This is a genomic window from Pedobacter sp. WC2423 (assembly GCF_040822065.1).
Classification (GTDB): domain Bacteria; phylum Bacteroidota; class Bacteroidia; order Sphingobacteriales; family Sphingobacteriaceae; genus Pedobacter.
Genome location: NZ_CP162005.1, coordinates 2,847,459 through 2,865,273 on the forward strand (window position 1 = coordinate 2,847,459; position 17,815 = coordinate 2,865,273).

At 38.3% G+C, this 17,815-nt stretch carries 20 protein-coding genes; 8 read left to right on the plus strand and 12 right to left on the minus strand.

Going from position 1 to position 17,815, the window contains the following annotated elements; translation table 11 throughout:
- Positions 1 to 104 precede the first annotated feature (104 nt).
- Genes AB3G38_RS11520 through AB3G38_RS11540 form a run of 5 tightly spaced genes read right to left on the minus strand, consistent with a single transcriptional unit; the run spans position 105 to position 6,004 of the window.
- Entirely contained in the window at positions 105 to 1,592 is a 1,488-nt protein-coding gene (locus AB3G38_RS11520; RefSeq protein WP_367868612.1) for an O-antigen ligase family protein, read from the minus strand.
- Positions 1,593 to 1,613: 21 nt separating this feature from the next.
- Positions 1,614 to 3,764, minus strand: coding sequence for an exopolysaccharide transport family protein (locus AB3G38_RS11525; RefSeq protein ID WP_367868613.1), 2,151 nt, complete (start codon positions 3,762 to 3,764; stop codon positions 1,614 to 1,616).
- 24 nt (positions 3,765 to 3,788) lie between these two features.
- Positions 3,789 to 4,481, minus strand: coding sequence for a TolC family protein (locus AB3G38_RS11530; RefSeq protein WP_367868614.1), 693 nt, complete (start codon positions 4,479 to 4,481; stop codon positions 3,789 to 3,791).
- A gap of 46 nt (positions 4,482 to 4,527) precedes the next feature.
- Positions 4,528 to 5,595, minus strand: a complete 1,068-nt coding sequence (locus AB3G38_RS11535; protein WP_367868615.1) for a sugar transferase — start codon at positions 5,593 to 5,595, stop codon at positions 4,528 to 4,530.
- A gap of 7 nt (positions 5,596 to 5,602) precedes the next feature.
- Complete coding sequence (locus AB3G38_RS11540; RefSeq protein WP_367868616.1) at positions 5,603 to 6,004, minus strand: response regulator; 402 nt, start codon at positions 6,002 to 6,004, stop codon at positions 5,603 to 5,605.
- A gap of 640 nt (positions 6,005 to 6,644) precedes the next feature.
- Here AB3G38_RS11540 and AB3G38_RS11545 point away from each other — a divergent pair.
- A complete protein-coding gene (locus AB3G38_RS11545; protein ID WP_367868617.1) occupies positions 6,645 to 7,658 on the plus strand; it encodes an LCP family protein in 1,014 nt (337 codons plus the stop codon).
- Between the two features lie 33 nt (positions 7,659 to 7,691).
- On the opposite strand, the gene AB3G38_RS11550 is transcribed toward AB3G38_RS11545, so the two are convergent.
- Together AB3G38_RS11550 and AB3G38_RS11555 are read right to left on the minus strand one after the other, a co-directional pair.
- Entirely contained in the window at positions 7,692 to 8,411 is a 720-nt protein-coding gene (locus AB3G38_RS11550; protein ID WP_367868618.1) for a glycerophosphodiester phosphodiesterase, read from the minus strand.
- Between the two features lie 7 nt (positions 8,412 to 8,418).
- The gene (locus AB3G38_RS11555) at positions 8,419 to 9,402 is read right to left on the minus strand and encodes a GlxA family transcriptional regulator (protein WP_367868619.1); all 984 of its coding nucleotides are present in this window, start codon (positions 9,400 to 9,402) and stop codon (positions 8,419 to 8,421) included.
- 135 nt (positions 9,403 to 9,537) lie between these two features.
- On the opposite strand from AB3G38_RS11555, the gene AB3G38_RS11560 reads away from it, so the two are divergent.
- Positions 9,538 to 9,834, plus strand: a complete 297-nt coding sequence (locus AB3G38_RS11560) for a Dabb family protein (RefSeq protein ID WP_367868620.1) — start codon at positions 9,538 to 9,540, stop codon at positions 9,832 to 9,834.
- A gap of 163 nt (positions 9,835 to 9,997) precedes the next feature.
- On the opposite strand, the gene AB3G38_RS11565 is transcribed toward AB3G38_RS11560, so the two are convergent.
- Positions 9,998 to 10,405, minus strand: coding sequence for a VOC family protein (locus AB3G38_RS11565; protein WP_367868621.1), 408 nt, complete (start codon positions 10,403 to 10,405; stop codon positions 9,998 to 10,000).
- Between the two features lie 214 nt (positions 10,406 to 10,619).
- Entirely contained in the window at positions 10,620 to 11,126 is a 507-nt protein-coding gene (locus tag AB3G38_RS11570) for a DinB family protein (RefSeq protein ID WP_367868622.1), read from the minus strand.
- 174 nt (positions 11,127 to 11,300) lie between these two features.
- On the opposite strand from AB3G38_RS11570, the gene AB3G38_RS11575 reads away from it, so the two are divergent.
- From AB3G38_RS11575 to AB3G38_RS11600, 6 genes are all read left to right on the plus strand, one after another.
- A complete protein-coding gene (locus AB3G38_RS11575) occupies positions 11,301 to 12,014 on the plus strand; it encodes a helix-turn-helix transcriptional regulator (RefSeq protein ID WP_367868623.1) in 714 nt (237 codons plus the stop codon).
- 146 nt (positions 12,015 to 12,160) lie between these two features.
- Entirely contained in the window at positions 12,161 to 12,799 is a 639-nt protein-coding gene (locus AB3G38_RS11580) for an NAD(P)H-dependent oxidoreductase (RefSeq protein ID WP_367868624.1), read from the plus strand.
- Entirely contained in the window at positions 12,771 to 13,061 is a 291-nt protein-coding gene (locus AB3G38_RS11585; protein ID WP_367868625.1) for a putative quinol monooxygenase, read from the plus strand. The genes AB3G38_RS11580 and AB3G38_RS11585 overlap by 29 nt, the downstream gene beginning before the upstream one ends.
- Before the next feature lie 35 nt (positions 13,062 to 13,096).
- Positions 13,097 to 14,083 (plus strand): aldo/keto reductase, encoded by a 987-nt coding sequence (locus tag AB3G38_RS11590; protein ID WP_367868626.1) that lies wholly within the window; start codon positions 13,097 to 13,099, stop codon positions 14,081 to 14,083.
- A gap of 114 nt (positions 14,084 to 14,197) precedes the next feature.
- Positions 14,198 to 14,572 (plus strand): hypothetical protein, encoded by a 375-nt coding sequence (locus AB3G38_RS11595; RefSeq protein WP_367868627.1) that lies wholly within the window; start codon positions 14,198 to 14,200, stop codon positions 14,570 to 14,572.
- Positions 14,550 to 14,705: a hypothetical protein gene (locus tag AB3G38_RS11600; RefSeq protein WP_367868628.1), complete on the plus strand. Its 156-nt coding sequence runs from the start codon at positions 14,550 to 14,552 to the stop codon at positions 14,703 to 14,705. The genes AB3G38_RS11595 and AB3G38_RS11600 overlap by 23 nt, the downstream gene beginning before the upstream one ends.
- 13 nt (positions 14,706 to 14,718) lie before the next feature.
- Here the strand turns inward: AB3G38_RS11600 and AB3G38_RS11605 are convergent, their stop codons facing one another.
- The 3 genes from AB3G38_RS11605 to AB3G38_RS11615 form a co-directional block, all read right to left on the minus strand.
- Positions 14,719 to 15,777, minus strand: a complete 1,059-nt coding sequence (locus AB3G38_RS11605) for a PLP-dependent cysteine synthase family protein (RefSeq protein WP_367868629.1) — start codon at positions 15,775 to 15,777, stop codon at positions 14,719 to 14,721.
- Positions 15,778 to 15,990: 213 nt separating this feature from the next.
- Positions 15,991 to 16,539 (minus strand): hypothetical protein, encoded by a 549-nt coding sequence (locus tag AB3G38_RS11610; RefSeq protein WP_367868630.1) that lies wholly within the window; start codon positions 16,537 to 16,539, stop codon positions 15,991 to 15,993.
- Between the two features lies 1 nt (position 16,540).
- Positions 16,541 to 17,815 (minus strand): condensation domain-containing protein, encoded by a 1,275-nt coding sequence (locus AB3G38_RS11615; RefSeq protein ID WP_367868631.1) that lies wholly within the window; start codon positions 17,813 to 17,815, stop codon positions 16,541 to 16,543.

Here is a 17,815-nt window from a genome sequence, read left to right on the forward strand (position 1 = left end):
TTTTGCCTGCTGCTGCTCAAAGTACTTTCTGGACTTATAAAATCCATAAGCAAAGAAGAGTAAACCAGGAATAAGAAATATTTCAAATGGCATGACGGGTCTGATTAAATAGGTTTAACTACAATGAGGCTGCTGTTATCAAGGTTACTCGTATCAATTACTAAGTTCTCCTGTGCAATTTCTTTATCAAATTTCGGTCCCAGATAAACCAGCACAAATGAAATACAGACAATTAAAGAAGAAGGCATATTATTGATCACCTCATTTCCATAACTGCAAAAGAAAATCCCGGCACTGGCTGATAGGATTGCAATCAGTTTTACTTTCAGTTTTTTATCCTGTATCATCCAGATAATCCCGCAGCATTTTCCTAAAATATACATCAGCATACTAAACCACAGCGTTAAACCCACAATGCCATACATGGCCCAGATTTTAACCCAGTAGCTATCCGGCTGTATAATGGAGAGAAATTTATCCTGGTTATACTCCGAGAAGGCCCCTAAAACGCCCAATCCACCACCAAAAGGCCTCGAACTAAGATATTCCCTCAAAATCCGCTGTGTATTGAAACGAACATTCAAGGATGGATCTTCAGGATCCAGAGAACTTCTGAAACGGTTAATTTCATAATAGTTACTTCCGATAGTCGTGTATTTCAATCCACCTAAAAAGACGGCCATAAACAAACCACCTAAAAACAATACCTTGAAATTTTTAGTCAGAAATATCGCAAAAACTGCCGCGACAACCAGGGCAAAAAATGCCCCTCTTGTACCGGAAAGCAACATTGCATAGCCGTAAAAACCAGCAAGAGTTAATAAAGTTACTTTTTTCCAAAGCCTGGACGAGCCCAAAGCCAGTACCACAGCCATCACTACAAATACAGCCTCAAATGCACCAAACTGCCCTGCATCATAAAAGGAGAATGCACGCAGTTTGCCGAAAATCAAATGGGTAGCGCCACCCGGCCCGTCAATAAACCGCTGTTCACCAGGAAATAAGCCAAAATGTATCTGTTTAATCCCATTCAATGCAGCCACAAGAGCTAAACCAAGAATCAGTTTAATGAAAAGATCAAGATCACTCTTCTTGTTAAATACAATAAAACTCAAAGGAATAAGCAATACCGGATACAGGGCAACAGACCTGATTTCCATCAGCCAGCCCATTACACTTGCTCCGGCAGGATTAATAACTTCGATGACGCTGACAATAAACCAGATCAGGAATAATAAGCTCAGGTCATTACGGATCACCAGCCAGTCTTCCTTTTTATAATAAATCAAGGAGGACAGCCAGGTCAGGACCAGCAGTAATTCAATCCCCATTCCATAAGACAGGCCCCCTATTTCCCTGCCCAGAAAGCCCAGTAAAAAACAGTAAATGACTAAGGTTACCAGCCCTACCTTTGGATTTCTGAAAAGAAAAATCAGGTAAACAGTAAATACGGCCAGCAGCGCTAATACTACCGGAACTAAAAATTCCAGTTTTGCAACCGCAAAACTGGATATTCCCGCTATTAAAAGACCAAAAATTAAAAACTTTATTCTCGACTTCTTTAAAAACAGGTGATTAGAATCTCGCTGCATAATTAAATATCTACCGCTAAATTAACCATCAATTCCGGCTAATTTTATTTTATTTATCACCCAGCCCATAAATCCAGGCTGTTTCTTAAGAAAGGCTATTAAATCTTTGTCTGAACCAGTCAATGTTTTGCCTGCTTCAAATACAGCAACGTTCTTCTCTGTAAATGAAAGCCATTCTTTGGCCAGGTTAATATTCAATAAGCTATTGACATCAATGATAATGATATCAAATTGTTTTTTAAGTACATCAAATCCAGCTCTCAGATTTCTTTCACTCTGGATTTCCAGTAAAGATCTGGTTTCATCAATCTTATTCAGACGGGTAATCATGTCATCAATCTGTATTTCTCTTTTCACCAAAAAGGTCTCAAAGTTCTGACTGATTTGTAACTGTTTAGAGTCTGACAAGACCGGGGCTACCTGATCACCACCAATCAATAATACTTTTTTACCAGTCATCGCATAAGCATAAGCCAGGTTCGAAGCCAGGAATGTTTTTCCTTCTCCTACACCTAAACTTGTAATCCCCAATACGCGGCTGTCTTCCTTCGCCATTTCATCACCAATCTCAAACCTTAATGATCTCAGCAAATCTTTATGGATCGTATAGTTATTATTTTTAGTATCATTCCAGATCGATTTGATATCTGTAACCTGCTCAGGAATATAATTCAAACTACCCAGTACACGCATTTTGGTCGCAGCTTCCAGCTGGTGAATGGTATTGATAGAATGGTCTGTTATAAACAGCAATACCAGAAGAGAGAAACAAACTGCAAAAGTAGCAATACCCGATAAAGCGATATATACAATAGTTTTTGAAGCTTCAGCAGAACCAGGTAAACCCACCTGTGCAACCTGAAGTTTTAAACCCGTATTTTGCTCTGTACGGCTTGTATTGGTCCGTTCCAGTGCGGCCATATAGTCTTTGGTCGCAATATCAGCATCACGCTCATAATTTTGTATGCCGGCATCAAAAGGAACCATTGTATTGTATTGTCCTTTCAACTTCGCCAGTTGTTTATCAATAGAGCTGATCGTATTTTTAATCTGTTCTGTTGAAATCTCCAGGTTATTTTTTTGCTGTATTAATCCTTGTTTCGCAATCTGGGGGTCTACTACATTTTTATCAGAATTTCTTGCAGACTGTCTGGATATTAAAGTCTGCAGAGAATCTATTTTACGTTTATCAGACTGTCTGAAACTGTTATCAATATAACGATCATTAGCTGCTTTCAATTCGCTCTTTAAATTCAGAATGGTATTGTTATCCTCTACAACAGTCCCCCCCATGTAAGGGTCCCCAACTCCTCTTAATTTGTTCTTGATCGCAGAAAGTGCACCCTGGTTTGCCTGAATATCACGGATTGCCTGTGCTTTTCTTTCCTCATACTGAGAAATTTGAGAATAAACTGTAGCTGCCTGTTCGTTCAGGTTCAGTACCCCATTTTTCATTTTGAAGCCTTTCAACGCTCCGTTTTTAGCATTCATTTCTCTTTCCTTCTTTTTCAGCAAGGAATCAAGCACAGCTATAGAGTTATTCTGATTGTTATAAACATCAATACTATAATTGCTGATAAATTCAGTGGCTAAAGTATTGACCACATAAGCAGATAAAAGCGGATCCTCTGAAGTAAAATCGATATTGACAAAATCACTGTTATCAGGTCTGTAAATCATCATTTTTTTATTCAGGGCAGCTTCACCATAACCCATCGATTGCAGGATATCATATAATTTGAATTTCCCTTTGTTATCATAAACGGTAACCGGAACCTTTTGCGCAAGTCTTTTCTTGTAGGTATTCAGCAATTCCGATTTCTGCGCAGCAGGAAGAGAATCCAGTTTAGGACTGTATTTTCTGAACGCAGCTTTCGGATTTTCCAGGTCATGAATAATCAGATTATAAGAAAGAATACTCATGATCTTTCTCATTTTCATCTTTTCAATAATATTACTGAACTGCTGACTGGTCTTGAAATAATCGTTCTGTGTCTGTGAAGACAATTGCTTGGACTGATCTACCAGACCAGTAGAAATCTGAACCTGAGATTTATACTCTTTAGGAATATTTTTAGATAGAAAATAAGTGATAACGGCAGCGACTACAGGTACCAGTATCAGTATCCATATATATCTTTTGAGCAGCTTTAAAAATCTTTGAATGTCCATTTTCAGTAATAAACTTGAATTATTTTATTTAATGTCGGTAAGTTTTCTGCCAACAATCTCTTCTAATGCATCTTTCGCATTCAGAAAATTCACTTCAGTCTGTATTTTAGCAGAATTAGAATCTGACAATTGAACTCTGCTTCCATTATAAGCATCCAACGGAATCTCACCTTTTTCAAATCTGCGGCGTTGATTTTCAGCTACCCCATTGTTATCCTGTGCAGTCTGAGTTTTAATTTTCAGTTCACTTAACATTTGAATATAGGTATAATATCTTTTTTTCACTTCATTTACTAAAGCATAATCATAATCAGCTGTTTGTAACTGAGCAACTTTATAGTCAGCTTTTGCACGTTTAACTAAAAATGGTTTCTGCAGGAAAGCGCCCAGGTTTAAGCTGATCCCATACTGAATACCATTTACAATATACGGATTTGCAGTCTGGCCAGGTGTACTGATTGCTTGTTTATCACCAGGGCGATAAAAATAAGAAGCACTGAACATATCAAGATAAGATATTTCTGCTACAGCTATACCAGTTTTAATTGCATCTTCCTGTGCTTTTAGTATCTTGCGTTTTGGATAGTTTTCTTTTGCAGCCTGGATATATTTGTCCAGCATGCCGTAATTGATGTCTCCGATAATCGAGTCCTGTGCAGATACGTGCAGGCATAGAAACGACAGTAAAAGAACTGTGAGAGCAGATACTTTTTTCATTTGATTATTATTTTAATTGATTATTAATAGGGTTGATTTTATCTATTTATACTTTTTCTCTCTGGAACAAGGCAGGGAAGGTTTTTAACATGATACTCATATCAAACCATACGGAGTAATTCCTTGCATAAAAGTTATCGAGTTTTTTACGTTCTGTATCAGACATATCTGCTTTTCCTCTTTTGCTGATCTGCCATAGGCCAGTGAGACCTGAGGGGCCTAAAAACCGCATTGACCATTCATTGGACGTTAACATTTCGGCCTCATATAAAGGCAAAGGCCTGTTTCCTACTAAAGACATATCCCCTTTCAGGACGTTCAGTAATTGTGGAATTTCATCTATGCTGGAGCTTCTTAAGAAGTTACCCAGTTTAGTTACACGCGGGTCATTTTTAATTTTCACAAACGCATTCGTACCACTTCCATCATCTGCATACTGATTCAGGGCCGATAAATTTATAAGTTCCTTATCCGCACCGGCTTTCATTGATCTGAACTTATAAAAATCAAAGATCTTGTAACCAGTACCTACTCTTTTACTTTTATAGATGACAGGCCCTTTTGAATCCAGTTTGATAAATAATGCGACAATCAGTAAAAATGGGGATAAAACGAGCAATACCCCGCCGGCAGCTACCACATCAAAAATCCTCTTGGAAGTTGGTATAATATATTCTTTTTGTTTTTTAATCACAGAAAGCTGTTCGATGTTCGGTTTGATCAGTTTAAATTTGATTAAGAAATTCAACCTGTCTTTCAGATCTTCCATTTGATAAGGAAGGAAATACAAATCATGTATTTTCGCTTTAATTGCCCTTGCTCTTAACTTCGCATCATGTTGCTGTGCCAACAATACAATGATCAGTCCGCTGGTCAGCGGGTTATTCTTGATCTTCGCAATAATAGCAAAGACTGCTTCCTGTTGTTGCGCTCCAACCTCGATCATAATCACATCAGGTGTCGAGAACAATGATAAAGAACTTAAATAGGCCTCTAATTTAGAGGAGTCATCCAGGTGGACAATATTATACTCCTGCCCTAAAATCACAGCTGATTCAGCTGAAAGTTCAGTACCGCAGTAAACCAACCTCATTCCTTTGTAATTATAATCCATTATTTCTTTAAATAGCAGTTGTTAATGTAGCTAAGACTCTGGCAATTTCATTTTTCAAACTCTCCGGGTTAAAAGGTTTAGGAAAGTATGCTTCTACTTTGAATGGTAAATTTGCAACAATTTTATCCAGATCTTCTGCTGCTGATAAAATAATAACAGGGATTTCCCGGTAATAACCACTGATCTTAATACTTTTCAGAAAAGAAGTACCATCAAAATGAGGCATGTGCAAATCCAGAATAATAATGTCAGGAAAATTTCCTTCTTCTAACCACAAGTGCGCTTTATATCCACTCTCCTTTGCATGAACAGCGTACTGCTTTGAGAGGATGAAGTTGAGTAGTTTTAAGATACTTGGCTCATCGTCAACTATTAAAATTTGCTTTTTACCAAATGAGACATTTTCCATTTAAAGGGGAATTTAAGATGTAGATTAATATTATTCAGAAATTTATTATTTGATTAAATAACCGCATTTTATTGTATCAAAACCATGACAATCAATTCTTATGCAAGTTATACATCCTATCAACAATTACGAATTAAAATAAACATCAGTTTTATAATTTAATATGGATTGATAAAATAATTTCCAATTATCAGTACCTATTGTATTTACATTCTATATTCCCAATATCTTGCCAAAATCAGCGGCGAAATATAATTCCTGAAGGAGTGCTTTGGAAAAACTATAAATCAAGAGCTAAAATAAGGTAATTTATTTAACCTGAAGCCCGGAATATTAGCAAACAGCCTGTTCAAGGCAATAAAGGTATATATATCAGTTTAATTTGATACCATTGATGTTTTATAAAGATAATCACATTTTTAATTTCCCGATTTGGCAATAAATGCCCCAGAAGCTTAAAATTAGGGGAATTATCTCAACTAACTGTAAAATTTATACCCCCAGTGCTCTGAATGAGCGTATTTGCAGGAATTAAACTCCACTGAAATTCAAAACAATAGCTCTTTCTCTGATAGTTAGCACATAATTTGCAAGTAATAAATTGATTACAAATAATTAACTTAATGATTACCCTGTTATTATGAAATATATCTTTTTAAGCCTGGTGCTGTTCAGTACAATTTCTTTTTCAGTTTCAGCACAAGACACGACCAGCTTAACCACTCCACCAACAGGCACTGCGCCAGCAGGTACTCCTGCAGAAACAACAGTTCCACGCCCTGTGGTTAAACTGATCAAAACTCCGGCTGCACTGGGCATCTCCCCGAAAACACAGAAAAGGATTGCTGCTATGGCTACCCCGCCCATCAACCTGGCACTTTTTGCAGTAGACAGACGGGATAAGAACCAGGAAGGGAACTCTGATGTGATCATGATTATTACGATTGACCAGGTAACCAAAAAGATCAAAATGTCCTCTATAATGCGGGATACCTATGTGAATATAGAAGGCAAAGGAATGGATAAAATCAATGCTGCATTTGCTTTTGGAGGCCCTCAGCTGGCTATCAAGACTATTAATCAGAACTTTGATATGGACATCCAGGATTATATCAATGTTGATTTCTTCGGGACTGCTAAAATGATCGATGCGCTTGGTGGTGTAGAGATCAATGTTAAACCGGAAGAAATCCCTTACCTGAATAATTACCTGAAAGAGATTTCTATTATTGAGAACATCCCTCCTGTGAATGTAACCAACCCTGGTATCCAGGTATTAAACGGCAGACAAACTGTGGCCTACACCAGGATCAGAGCAGTTGGCCGTGGCGATTACGAACGGACTGAAAGACAAAGAACCGTCCTGATTGCACTGTTTAATAAGATGAAAGGTGCAGGCCCGGCTTTATACCCGGTATTTATGAATCAGATTTTACCGAATATGGAAACAAGTTTATCAGGTATGAATCTCTTTAAAATTGGCGGAGACCTGCTGAATTCAAAAAGCAAGACCATCGAACAAGCAAGGTTCCCACTGGATTCTTCCAGTAAAGGTATCAGGGTGAACAACATATGGTACTTATCAGCCGACCTGAAAGTTACCACAGCAGCCCTGCATAATTTCATTTACAAGAGCATTAGCCCTGCACGTTAATTCAAATGAATTAAACACATTAAACAAAATAAATCAGCCTGACTTCATTAAGCTAAGCAATAATTCCGGTTCGTTAGTAGTGATAAAATCGATCTTGTTTTCCAGCAGGGTTAACATATCTTTTTTATCATTAACGGTCCACGCATTGATCGTCATACCCAGACTGTGAGCACGGTTAAACCAATCTCCGGTCTGGTAAATACAAAAGTCATAATCAACCTGCTGGATATGATCTCTTTTTAAGGTTTCAACAGGAAGCTCATCATTAATTTCAGCAAGAAATGCAGTCTTTGCAGCAGGATCATGCTGTAATATCCGCAGCAGTGCCTCATAGCTAAAACTAATGTACTCTATCCACGCTCCGGCATTCATTTTTTGCACCATTGCAAACACTGCATCAGTAAGAATTAAAGTATCCGGAAGATTGGCAGCGACTTTAATTTCCAGGATCAATTTCGTGTGATCCTGCTTCATTCCTTCTTTCAGATACGCTTCCAGACTTGGAAGGTATTCCCCATTGTGTAGCGTTTTTTGCCTTAATTCAGCATAGGTGGAAGAGGCAACCGGGATCCCCTGAAAATCTTCATCATGATTTACAACAATTAAATTGTCTTTAGTCAAATGAACATCAAATTCAGATCCATAGCATTTTAATCTGATCGCCTCTTTTAAGGAAGCAATTGAATTTTCAGGCAGGTTATTCTTTTTAAAAGCACCCCGATGCGCAATTACTTTATTGTTATTCCAGTTCATTACAGGATCAGGCTCTTGTTCCTAAATAGAATTTATCACGGTATTCGCTCGGTGTCATCCCAACTGCTTTTCTGAATACTTTTCTAAAAGCTTTAGGATCATTATATCCTGATTTATAAATTACTTCCGTCATCTGTTCAACAGTTTGCTCCAGCAATTTTTTTGCAGCTTCAATACGGGTCTGCTGTAAGTATTCAATGAGTGTAATTCCGGTAACCTGTTTAAAACGCCTGACTATATTTCGCCTGCTGGCAGGTATATCTTTAATCATTTCTTCAATAGTTCCGGTATTATGATAAGCCATTTCTATTTTTTGCTGCGCCATTGCAACCAGATCATCATTATGCTTTCTGGAAATCTGGAAGGTATTGAAATAAGATTGCGTATGTCTGTCCATGTCAATAGCAAAAAGCTTTGCGATTTTAATGGCAATTGCGTTTCCGCAATGTATCTGTAACAGGTGCAGCATCAAATGAAAACTGGATGTTGCTCCTCCACTGGTGTATAACCTGCCGTCCTGGGTAACTGTCTTCTCTGCCTGAAGGCTGACCTCTGGAAATGCAGAAGCAAAATCTGCACAAGCATCTACATGTGTGGTTGCAATTTTCCCATTGAGCAGTCCTGTTGCACCTAACAGGAAAGCACCGGTACAAAAACTGGCCAGTTCTGCGCCTGCTGCATATTGCTGGTTCAACCAGGTAATTGCCGGATAGTTTTCAGCAATGGCATGCTTTATATCTTCATTGATAAACGAAGGAATCAAAATGAGCTCTTGTTTGGATGGATTTTGAATAGACAATGGCTGGTAGCCATAAAAATAAGTACCTGGGTTGCTTAGCAAACTGTCATCACTACAAAATAAATCAATTTGAAAAGGAGCCGGATGTCCATCCTGAAGATAAAGTTTGTTGACTGTTTCAAAGACATCCAGTATAGCTGCTACACTTAATAATCTGTACTGATTAGTTAGGAGAAGACCAAGTTTTATCATTTGATTATTTTTTAATACCTAAATATAACACATAAAAGTCAAAGTATTCATCCATTATGATCGGGGGCGTGCTTGTTTTTCTTGTATACTGGAGAAGGTTATTACATTTGCAGAAGAAAAAAATAAAAATATACTATGATAGCTCACCATGTTTTATTCTGGTTAAAAGCGGATACCACAGCAGACCAAAAAAGTGCATTCAGAAAAGGCCTTGAATCTTTAGAAAAGATAGAAACTGCAACAAAAATCCATATTGGAGCTCCTGCTCCTATTGAACGTGCAGTTGTAGATACAACTTATACCTTTTCATTGATTTTATTTTTTGAAGATCTTGCTGGTCATGATGTTTACCAGGGTCACCCTATACATATAGCCTTTTTAGATGAATTCAGAGGCCTCTTCGAAAAGGTTATCATTTACGACGCCATTTAAGCAATTAGTGAATTGCAATTTTTTTGAAACTGCAAACCCAATATTTTTCAAATAGTACCTGCAAAATGATTCCTGAACTCAGGGATCATTTTGCAATTGTTCTACTTTCCTTTCTGCATTAAACTTGCAATCGGGCCATCTTAAACAGGCCAATCAGTTTTCATCAGTATTGTCTTTTTTCATCAGCATTGCCTTTTTCCAAAACGGACAAGATATTGCCAGACGGGTCTTTGAACCAGGCAATCCTGGGGCCACCGCCATGAAATACTCCCTGGTCATCGGTTTCAAAGCCATCCTCTTTGTAAATGATGAATTCTATTCCTCTTTTGCGCAATTCATTCATTGATTCCTGCAGGTTGATCACCGGAAAATTAAGAACTGTAAAAGTTGCCGGAACATGATTAGGTTTAGCATAAACGAATACAGTTCCTCCGCCTGCGATATGCAATACCAACTGCCCCATCGTCCGGGAAATTTCCAATCCCAGTATATTCTCGTAAAATCTGATTGCTTCGTCTATCTCCTTTACGGAGAAACCACTGAATGCATTCACCTCTTTAAACATTGCCATAAGCTTAAGATTAAATTGATTGATAACTCATTACACGAAGTTGAGCATATGAACTATATTCACCCGTCAAATATTCCCGGGCTACTGAAATTTTAAAACTGTCATCATAGATGGTTAACCGACCACCTTTTGATCCTTTTCTTGGCTTTTCCATACTTTAATTAAATTTAAGAGTTAACCTAAACTTTGTCAAGTCAAATCAGGAATAGACATGTTATACTGCTGATAAATACTGATAGATAGTATTCAGCTGATGCGTATGTCGCTGACTATGGTAATTCACAAAATATATGGCTTCGGTACGCGTCAGAAAACCATATCCAGGCAACTCAAATGTCAAACATATCTGATCAAGTTCCATAGTCTGTATCAAATTGATTAAACTGCTTTTGATATTTTCCAGTGTCCCCAGCTGCCTTTGTTTACTGTAACTGATGGGCAGGGGCAGAATAAAATCCGGAGATTTCATTTTAGTCCCGAAATTCAGGAAATCAGCTCTGATCTGTGCCACCAGCTGATCTGGTTCCCGGCCGGCATCTTTTACAGGTCCCTGCATCACTTCTATAAATCCTGTATTAGCGAGTATAAGATGTTGTGCAACTTGTCCGGCAGTCCAGCTATCAGCAAAAGGGATCTCATTTAACTGCTGCTCATCGAACGAAGAGATCACCTGTAATAACGTAGTAAACGTGCGGTCTGTGTCTAACAGAATTGTTTCCATAACTTATGTTTAAAATCTATACTAAGATAAATAGATAAGCTATACATTATTGCTTGCCTGAAAAGTCAATTTCAGGGGGCATTCCAGACAATTACTAATTATTTTGCCTGGTAAAATCAGTTATAATTATTCTTTTTATGCAATCTTTACAGCCGGATAATTCTTTTTATCAAAATGGATATAATTAAAAAGATCAACGAGATAGCTGTGACTTATTTTGAGGATAACAATTCAAAATTTGCCGCTGCCCTGGGAACAAACGAAGCTAACATCAGGAATTACCGGAGTAAAATCGTTCCTAAAGTGGATTTCATCGTGAAGTTATGCAACGATCTTGACATTAGTTTCGAATGGATGTTTAATGATTCAGGAGAAATGAAGAAGGTTAAAAAGGAGGCTGATGTTTCCTTAACCCATCAGGCAGCAGGAACTCACCCAACCGCAACAGGAATCAGCAACAATCTTCAGCACCACCAGGGGATTCCGCTTTATGAAATGAACCCCTCCGGAAGTCTGCTTGATTTTTTTAACCAGCCGCCAAATATCATTGATTATATACAGATCCCTAAACTTCCAAAAAGTGACGGTGCCCTTTATATTCTTGGAGAAAGTATGTATCCCGTTTTGAAAAGCGGTGACATCGTCATTTATAAAAAGGTAAATAACCTGAAAGAAGGAATCTATTATGGCGAGATGTATTTGTTATTAATCAATATTGACGGAGATGATGCCACTATATTAAGATATGTTCATCATTCGGAAAAAGGGGAAGATTATATCAGGTTAATCAGCCATAATACGGCACATGCCCCAAAAGACATCAACATGGAATACATTAAAGCAATGGCTCTGATCAAAGCAAGTATCCGGATCAATACGATGATGTAAATTGTTATACCCGATCAGAAAGCTGACTACAGCAAATCGGCAGATCATTAATGTATTATAATTATGATACATTACTATGATTCATACTATTTTAATGAGAGCAGCAGAAGACTTAATTTTGTCCTGGAAATTAAAAGATCTGCAAAATGAAAAATCAAAAAATATTTGTGATTAACGGAGGACAGGTTTTCGGACACTCCGGAGGTCGTTTTAACAACACAATTTTCAATGCAACACTAAACTTCTTTAAAAGTCAGCCTGGATTTGAAATCAGGTCAACTGATATCAATGATGAATATGATCCTGCACAGGAAGTAGAAAATTATGTATGGGCCGATGTAGTAATTTACCATACCCCTATCTGGTGGTTCCAGGTTCCTAATGGCTTAAAAAAATATATTGACGTGGTATTTACTGAAGGTCACCAGAAAGGGATCTACAGCAACGACGGCCGTTCTTCAGCCAACCCTAATATTAATTACGGAACTGGTGGTTCTTTACAAGGCAAAAAATATATGGTAACCTCTTCCTGGAATGCACCAGTTGCTGCTTTCACGTTACCTGGTGAGTTTTTCGATCAGCGTAGTGAAGATGATGGTGTATTATTTGGCTTTCACCGCATGAATGCTTTTACAGGTATGAAACCATTGGCTGGTATCCATTTTCACGATGTAGAGAAGAATGCTGATATTGTCAATGATATGAGATTATATCAGGAACATTTAACCAATACTTTCATTAATCAAAAACAAGAACATGAGTTTTTATCTGACAGCAATCATTAAAAGTACACCAGGAAACGCTGAACAATTAAAAGCGATTTTAAAAACTTTGGTTTCAGGATCAAAAACTGAAGCTGCTTGTCTGCAATATGACCTGCACCAGGTTCAGGAAGATCCAAACCTGTTTATCTTCCATGAAGAATGGGCAAGCAAGGAAGATTGGGATTTACACAATGTAACCCCGCATATTAAAAAATTTGCAGCAGATGCTGCTACAATATTAGATGGTTCACCCATCATACATATCACTAAAAGAGCAGGCTAAACACCTGCTTCTGATAGTGATCAGACTATATAATTATGGAATACAGAAAATTAGGAAATACAGAATTAAACTTATCAGCAATTACCCATGGTGCTTTCGCTATCGGCGGAACCATGTGGGGTGGAAATGAAAAACAAGATTCAATTGATGCCATTCATGCTTCACTGGATCACGGAGTAACCAGTATCGATACTGCACCATTTTACGGGTTCGGATTAAGTGAGGAACTGATTGGTGAAGCAATTAAAGGAAGAGATCGTTCGAAAATCCAGTTGCTGAATAAATTCGGATTGGTTTGGGATGGCAGCAACAATGGAAAAGGAGAATTCTTTTTCGATGCCGGAGCAGCTGGTAAAAGTATACCTGTTTATAAATATGCTGCTAAAAGTAATCTCATTAAAGAAGTAGAAGAGGGATTAAAACGTTTAGGGACTGATTATATCGACCTTTTACAATTGCACTGGCCTGATGCTACGACAGCTATTGATGAAACCATGGAAGCGCTTGATCAATTGATCAAGCAAGGAAAAATCAGAGCAGCTGGTGTGAGTAATTATAGCCTTGATCAGCTAAAAGAAGCACAAAAAACAATTAGCCTTGCTTCAAACCAGGTTGCTTACAGTATGCTGAACAGGGAAATCGAAAAAGAAATTGTTCCTTATACCCTGGAAAACAATATGGGTATCATTGTGTACAGCCCGCTTGAAAGAGGATTATTAACGGGTAAATATTTCAAAGATGCCAGGCTTAAATCCAATGATCACCGTAATGGTTATTTTGGTCAGTTTGATCCTGAAAAAGTAAAAGCACTTTTGCAGACGATTGAGCCAATTGCAGCAAGCAAAAATGCAACAGTTGCACAAGTCGTGTTAAGATGGACTACTTTGCAACCAGGGGTGAGCATTGTACTTGCGGGTTCAAGAAATGCTGCACAAGCAATTGACAACGCAAAAACAATGGATATGAGTTTAAGTACTGATGAATTAAACAGCCTGAATAAAGCAATTGCATTAGCCGGATAATACAAAACCCCTTCTTCAGAAGCCGGTTCGAATGTTTATAAAAAGACATAGACCGGCTTCTTACGTTTGACTGATTATTATTTATATTTAAAGAAAATATTTAATCAGACAATTATGAAGAAATTAAGCTTTATGTTATCTTTTGTAGTCCTGTTATTGATAACCAGTGCTGCATCAGCTCAAAAAAATGACACTTACTTTGTTGGTCAGTGGAACATCGTCATTAAAGGACTTCCCAACGGCAATACCGATGCGCTGGTAAAGTTTGAATTGAAAGATGGCCAGCTGGCCGGCGGCATCACCAGTGTAGCGGAGAAAAAAGAGATGCCTTTTAAAACGGTTACCTTAAAAGATTCTACGGTTACGGTTACGTTTGACCATAGCAGCGGCCAGGTAGAAATGAACCTGCTAAAAAAAGACAATGACAATATAGTTGGTAACATCAACAATCAGTTTGACCTTAGCGGTGTCAGAAAAAAAGAAGATTAAATTAGCCTGCAGCCTGATTCAGCTAAATCCTGAATTCAATAAAAAAAGATTTATTGAACTGATCAATGTGGAAGAATTCACCGCTATGGAACTTAAACAGCGGATGCACCATACCACATTGGTCATTCATTAGTTTCTGCCTGCCTTTAAAATTTATTCAATCTGCCAATCGGCTTATACTGAAAAAACTCCGTTTCTGGTGCCAGGTAATCTGCTTTAACGGGCTCTTCTTTCATCAGGTCTGTGCTCAGATATTTTTTATTACTGTCAGAAAATATAGTAACCACACAGCTATCCATACCTAATTCCTGTTGTAATTTTATCGCTCCGATCACGTTCGCACCCGAAGAAATCCCCACGGCCAGCCCTAACTGACAGGCTAATTTTTGTGCCATTAAGATCGCATCCCCATCGCTTGCCTGGATTACCTCATCCAGTTCATCCAGTTTTACAATTGCCGGAATAAACTCATCAGAAATCCCCTGTATTCTATGACTTCCTACTTTATAACCTGTGGTTAGTGTCGGAGATTCTGCCGGTTCAAGCGGATGGATTTTAATGGCCTTGTTTTTTTGCTTTAAATACTGTCCAACGCCCATAATAGTTCCACCAGTCCCTACTCCCGCCACGAAAGCATCAGGTATTAAATTATTTAAACTCAGCTGTTCCCAGATTTCGGCACCTGTGGTTTCCTCATGTGCTTTTGGATTAGCTGTATTCTCAAACTGACGGGGTAAAAAAGTATGGTCATTTGTTAAAGCCATAGTTTCAGCCAGTTTGATACTGCCTAAAAACCCACCTTCTTCTTTGCTGACCAGTATAACTTCCGCGCCAAGGCTTTTGATAATATCAATCCGCTCTTTACTGAGCCAGCCCGGCATAATGATTTTCACAGGATGTCCCATTGCTCTGCCAATCGACGCGAAGGCAATTCCGGTATTGCCACTGGTTGCTTCAATGATTTCATCACCAGGTTTGATCAGCCCATTTTTATAAGCATGGTATAAAGTAAATAAGGCAATCCTGTCTTTAATACTTCCAGTCAGGTTATAATGTTCACATTTCACATATAATTTCCCCGGTTTTCCTTGAAAAGCATAATGTAATTCCAGCATCGGTGTATTCCCGACTAAATGCCACAAATGCTCAAATTTACTTTCCAGTGCTGCTGTTAAACCGTTTACGGTACTTGTGTTTACTGACATGATTAATGGTTAAGATTACCTGATATTTCAGTAAAATTCAATCATACCAACTTCAATAACAAGGCATTGCAAAAAATCCGGAAATTTTACGGATAAGAAAGAATAAAGTTCACATTTTTACAGATAAGTACGCTGATTCAGTAAATTAACTGCTGTTTTTTCAATCGTGATTTATAGCTAAATTGAAACAGCTCATCCTTGGTAATTAAAATTTCATTCTTTGATCAATTGCTGCTCATCAATACGGTCATCCACCCTATCAGGCAGATGATGTTTCTTTAATTTTTTGATCGGCAGGTAAGTAAAAAGAACAGAAAATACCGCTGCTGTTAACCCTAAGAGAACGGCCAGCACAGCTCCATTATAATTATAAAGTTCAGGAAAGCCAAAATGCAGGCCAAGCATCACTGCAAAAACAAATGATACCGTACAAAAACCGTTAATACCTGCCAGCTGAAAGATGAACTTAACTTTCTTAAAGCCTGCTGGCAGAATGAGTTCAGCATGCCCTTTCTCTGACAGTGTAATGGTCTTTTTCAGAATATCAAAAGTAATGATGAAGGGCAGAAAAAAGGCCATCGGCAAAATAAACCGGGCCAGGTTTTGCGCTCCATCAAATAAATGAACGGCATTCAGGTCTGTAAAACTAAAATATGGAATGATCGTATTAAAAAATACATTCGGAATTATATAATACAGCAAATTCTTACGTAAAAAACGCTTTAGCGTGACTGCATTTTTTTTTGTATCAGGTGCAGACATATCAGGCAACGGATAATTGTTTTAAATCTTCAAATAACAGGCTCATTGTGGCTGTTTTAACGAGCAGGGCTTCTTGTTCAGTCAAAAAAGTATCATTGGACATCAGGGTAAAATCCATTTTGTTTTTAAAAGTGCTCGCGATCATCGTATTTGGATTTCTCCACGGAAAAGCCACTGTCGGACTATGAATAGCCAGTACTTCAAAATTCTGGTAGTTTTCTGCAATTCTGAGTCTGCCCATATTGGAAAGCGTAACATCATGTGTTCCGTCTGTGGCTTTTAAGAACCTGACCATGCGGCCCACAATTGCATGAAAATACTCGCTCATCCAAAGCATTTCTGCAACTTTCAAAGCTTCTACTTTAGTATTCAGATCGGCTTTCAGCATCCTTGCTTTACTCCAGAAATCTACCGCCTCATTCTTGTTGATCTCTAATTCTACAATAGGTGCAAAGGCAAACATAGTGTCATTTTTGATTTCAGGAATAAACTGCCTGATGTCTACCGGGCAGATGACTTTTCCATGTGCTTTCCCTCCCTTTACCTGCTGAAAAGCTTTCATGACCGCAATACACAAAGCCGCATGAACGGTAGTGCCCGCAGCTTTACTACGCTCAACCAATTCAACGGTCTCCTGCTGATCCAGTCTCCAGTGCACCACGTAATTATTTCCTGCTGCAACTTTACGCTGGGCCGGCTTAAAATAGAAAAAGGCTTTACCCAGTAAAGAAAACAGACGCGCCTTAAAGACCTTCGCCTGTGAGACCGAAAAAGAAGAGGATAAAAGTTCTTTGACAGACAGAAAAGAAGCATAAGGTTTAAGCTCCATACTGGGTTCATCCAGCAGGAATAATAATTCCTGCATCAGCGTTACCAGCGTAGTCCCATCACAAATACAGTGTGGCAGCACTAATAAAATATCCGAAACTTCCGCTGATTTTAACCAGACAACCCTCGCCAGCGGCTCATTTTCACCATCAAACAGTTTATCCCATTCTGCTTTGGATTCATTGATCCAGTCTTGTTCTCCTTTACGTTCAACAACTCGTACCGGAATGACTTTAAGCTGCTCATTCAAAACAAAATATGGGCCACCGGCCTGTTGATCATCGATTTGCATCCTTAATAAAGGATGCTTATGCTGTATTTTATCAAGGGCTGCACGCAAGTTTTCCGGCTCAATAACCCCGCGGATCTTAACTGTAAAAATGCAATTCACAGGGGTAATTGCGTCCACGTACATCACTCTTTCTCCGATGATCAATTTTCTTTTCAT

Bases quoted from the DNA above. Each gene is read 5' to 3' on its own strand.
- AB3G38_RS11520 (WP_367868612.1), bottom strand. From the start codon at position 1,592: ATGCAGCGAGATTCTAATCACCTGTTTTTAAAGAAGTCGAGAATAAAG.
- AB3G38_RS11525 (WP_367868613.1), bottom strand. From the start codon at position 3,764: ATGGACATTCAAAGATTTTTAAAGCTGCTCAAAAGATATATATGGATA.
- AB3G38_RS11530 (WP_367868614.1), bottom strand. From the start codon at position 4,481: ATGAAAAAAGTATCTGCTCTCACAGTTCTTTTACTGTCGTTTCTATGC.
- AB3G38_RS11535 (WP_367868615.1), bottom strand. From the start codon at position 5,595: ATGGATTATAATTACAAAGGAATGAGGTTGGTTTACTGCGGTACTGAA.
- AB3G38_RS11540 (WP_367868616.1), bottom strand. From the start codon at position 6,004: ATGGAAAATGTCTCATTTGGTAAAAAGCAAATTTTAATAGTTGACGAT.
- AB3G38_RS11545 (WP_367868617.1), top strand. From the start codon at position 6,645: ATGAAATATATCTTTTTAAGCCTGGTGCTGTTCAGTACAATTTCTTTT.
- AB3G38_RS11550 (WP_367868618.1), bottom strand. From the start codon at position 8,411: ATGAACTGGAATAACAATAAAGTAATTGCGCATCGGGGTGCTTTTAAA.
- AB3G38_RS11555 (WP_367868619.1), bottom strand. From the start codon at position 9,402: ATGATAAAACTTGGTCTTCTCCTAACTAATCAGTACAGATTATTAAGT.
- AB3G38_RS11560 (WP_367868620.1), top strand. From the start codon at position 9,538: ATGATAGCTCACCATGTTTTATTCTGGTTAAAAGCGGATACCACAGCA.
- AB3G38_RS11565 (WP_367868621.1), bottom strand. From the start codon at position 10,405: ATGGCAATGTTTAAAGAGGTGAATGCATTCAGTGGTTTCTCCGTAAAG.
- AB3G38_RS11570 (WP_367868622.1), bottom strand. From the start codon at position 11,126: ATGGAAACAATTCTGTTAGACACAGACCGCACGTTTACTACGTTATTA.
- AB3G38_RS11575 (WP_367868623.1), top strand. From the start codon at position 11,301: ATGGATATAATTAAAAAGATCAACGAGATAGCTGTGACTTATTTTGAG.
- AB3G38_RS11580 (WP_367868624.1), top strand. From the start codon at position 12,161: ATGAAAAATCAAAAAATATTTGTGATTAACGGAGGACAGGTTTTCGGA.
- AB3G38_RS11585 (WP_367868625.1), top strand. From the start codon at position 12,771: ATGAGTTTTTATCTGACAGCAATCATTAAAAGTACACCAGGAAACGCT.
- AB3G38_RS11590 (WP_367868626.1), top strand. From the start codon at position 13,097: ATGGAATACAGAAAATTAGGAAATACAGAATTAAACTTATCAGCAATT.
- AB3G38_RS11595 (WP_367868627.1), top strand. From the start codon at position 14,198: ATGAAGAAATTAAGCTTTATGTTATCTTTTGTAGTCCTGTTATTGATA.
- AB3G38_RS11605 (WP_367868629.1), bottom strand. From the start codon at position 15,777: ATGTCAGTAAACACAAGTACCGTAAACGGTTTAACAGCAGCACTGGAA.
- AB3G38_RS11610 (WP_367868630.1), bottom strand. From the start codon at position 16,539: ATGTCTGCACCTGATACAAAAAAAAATGCAGTCACGCTAAAGCGTTTT.
- AB3G38_RS11615 (WP_367868631.1), bottom strand. From the start codon at position 17,815: ATGAAAAGAAAATTGATCATCGGAGAAAGAGTGATGTACGTGGACGCA.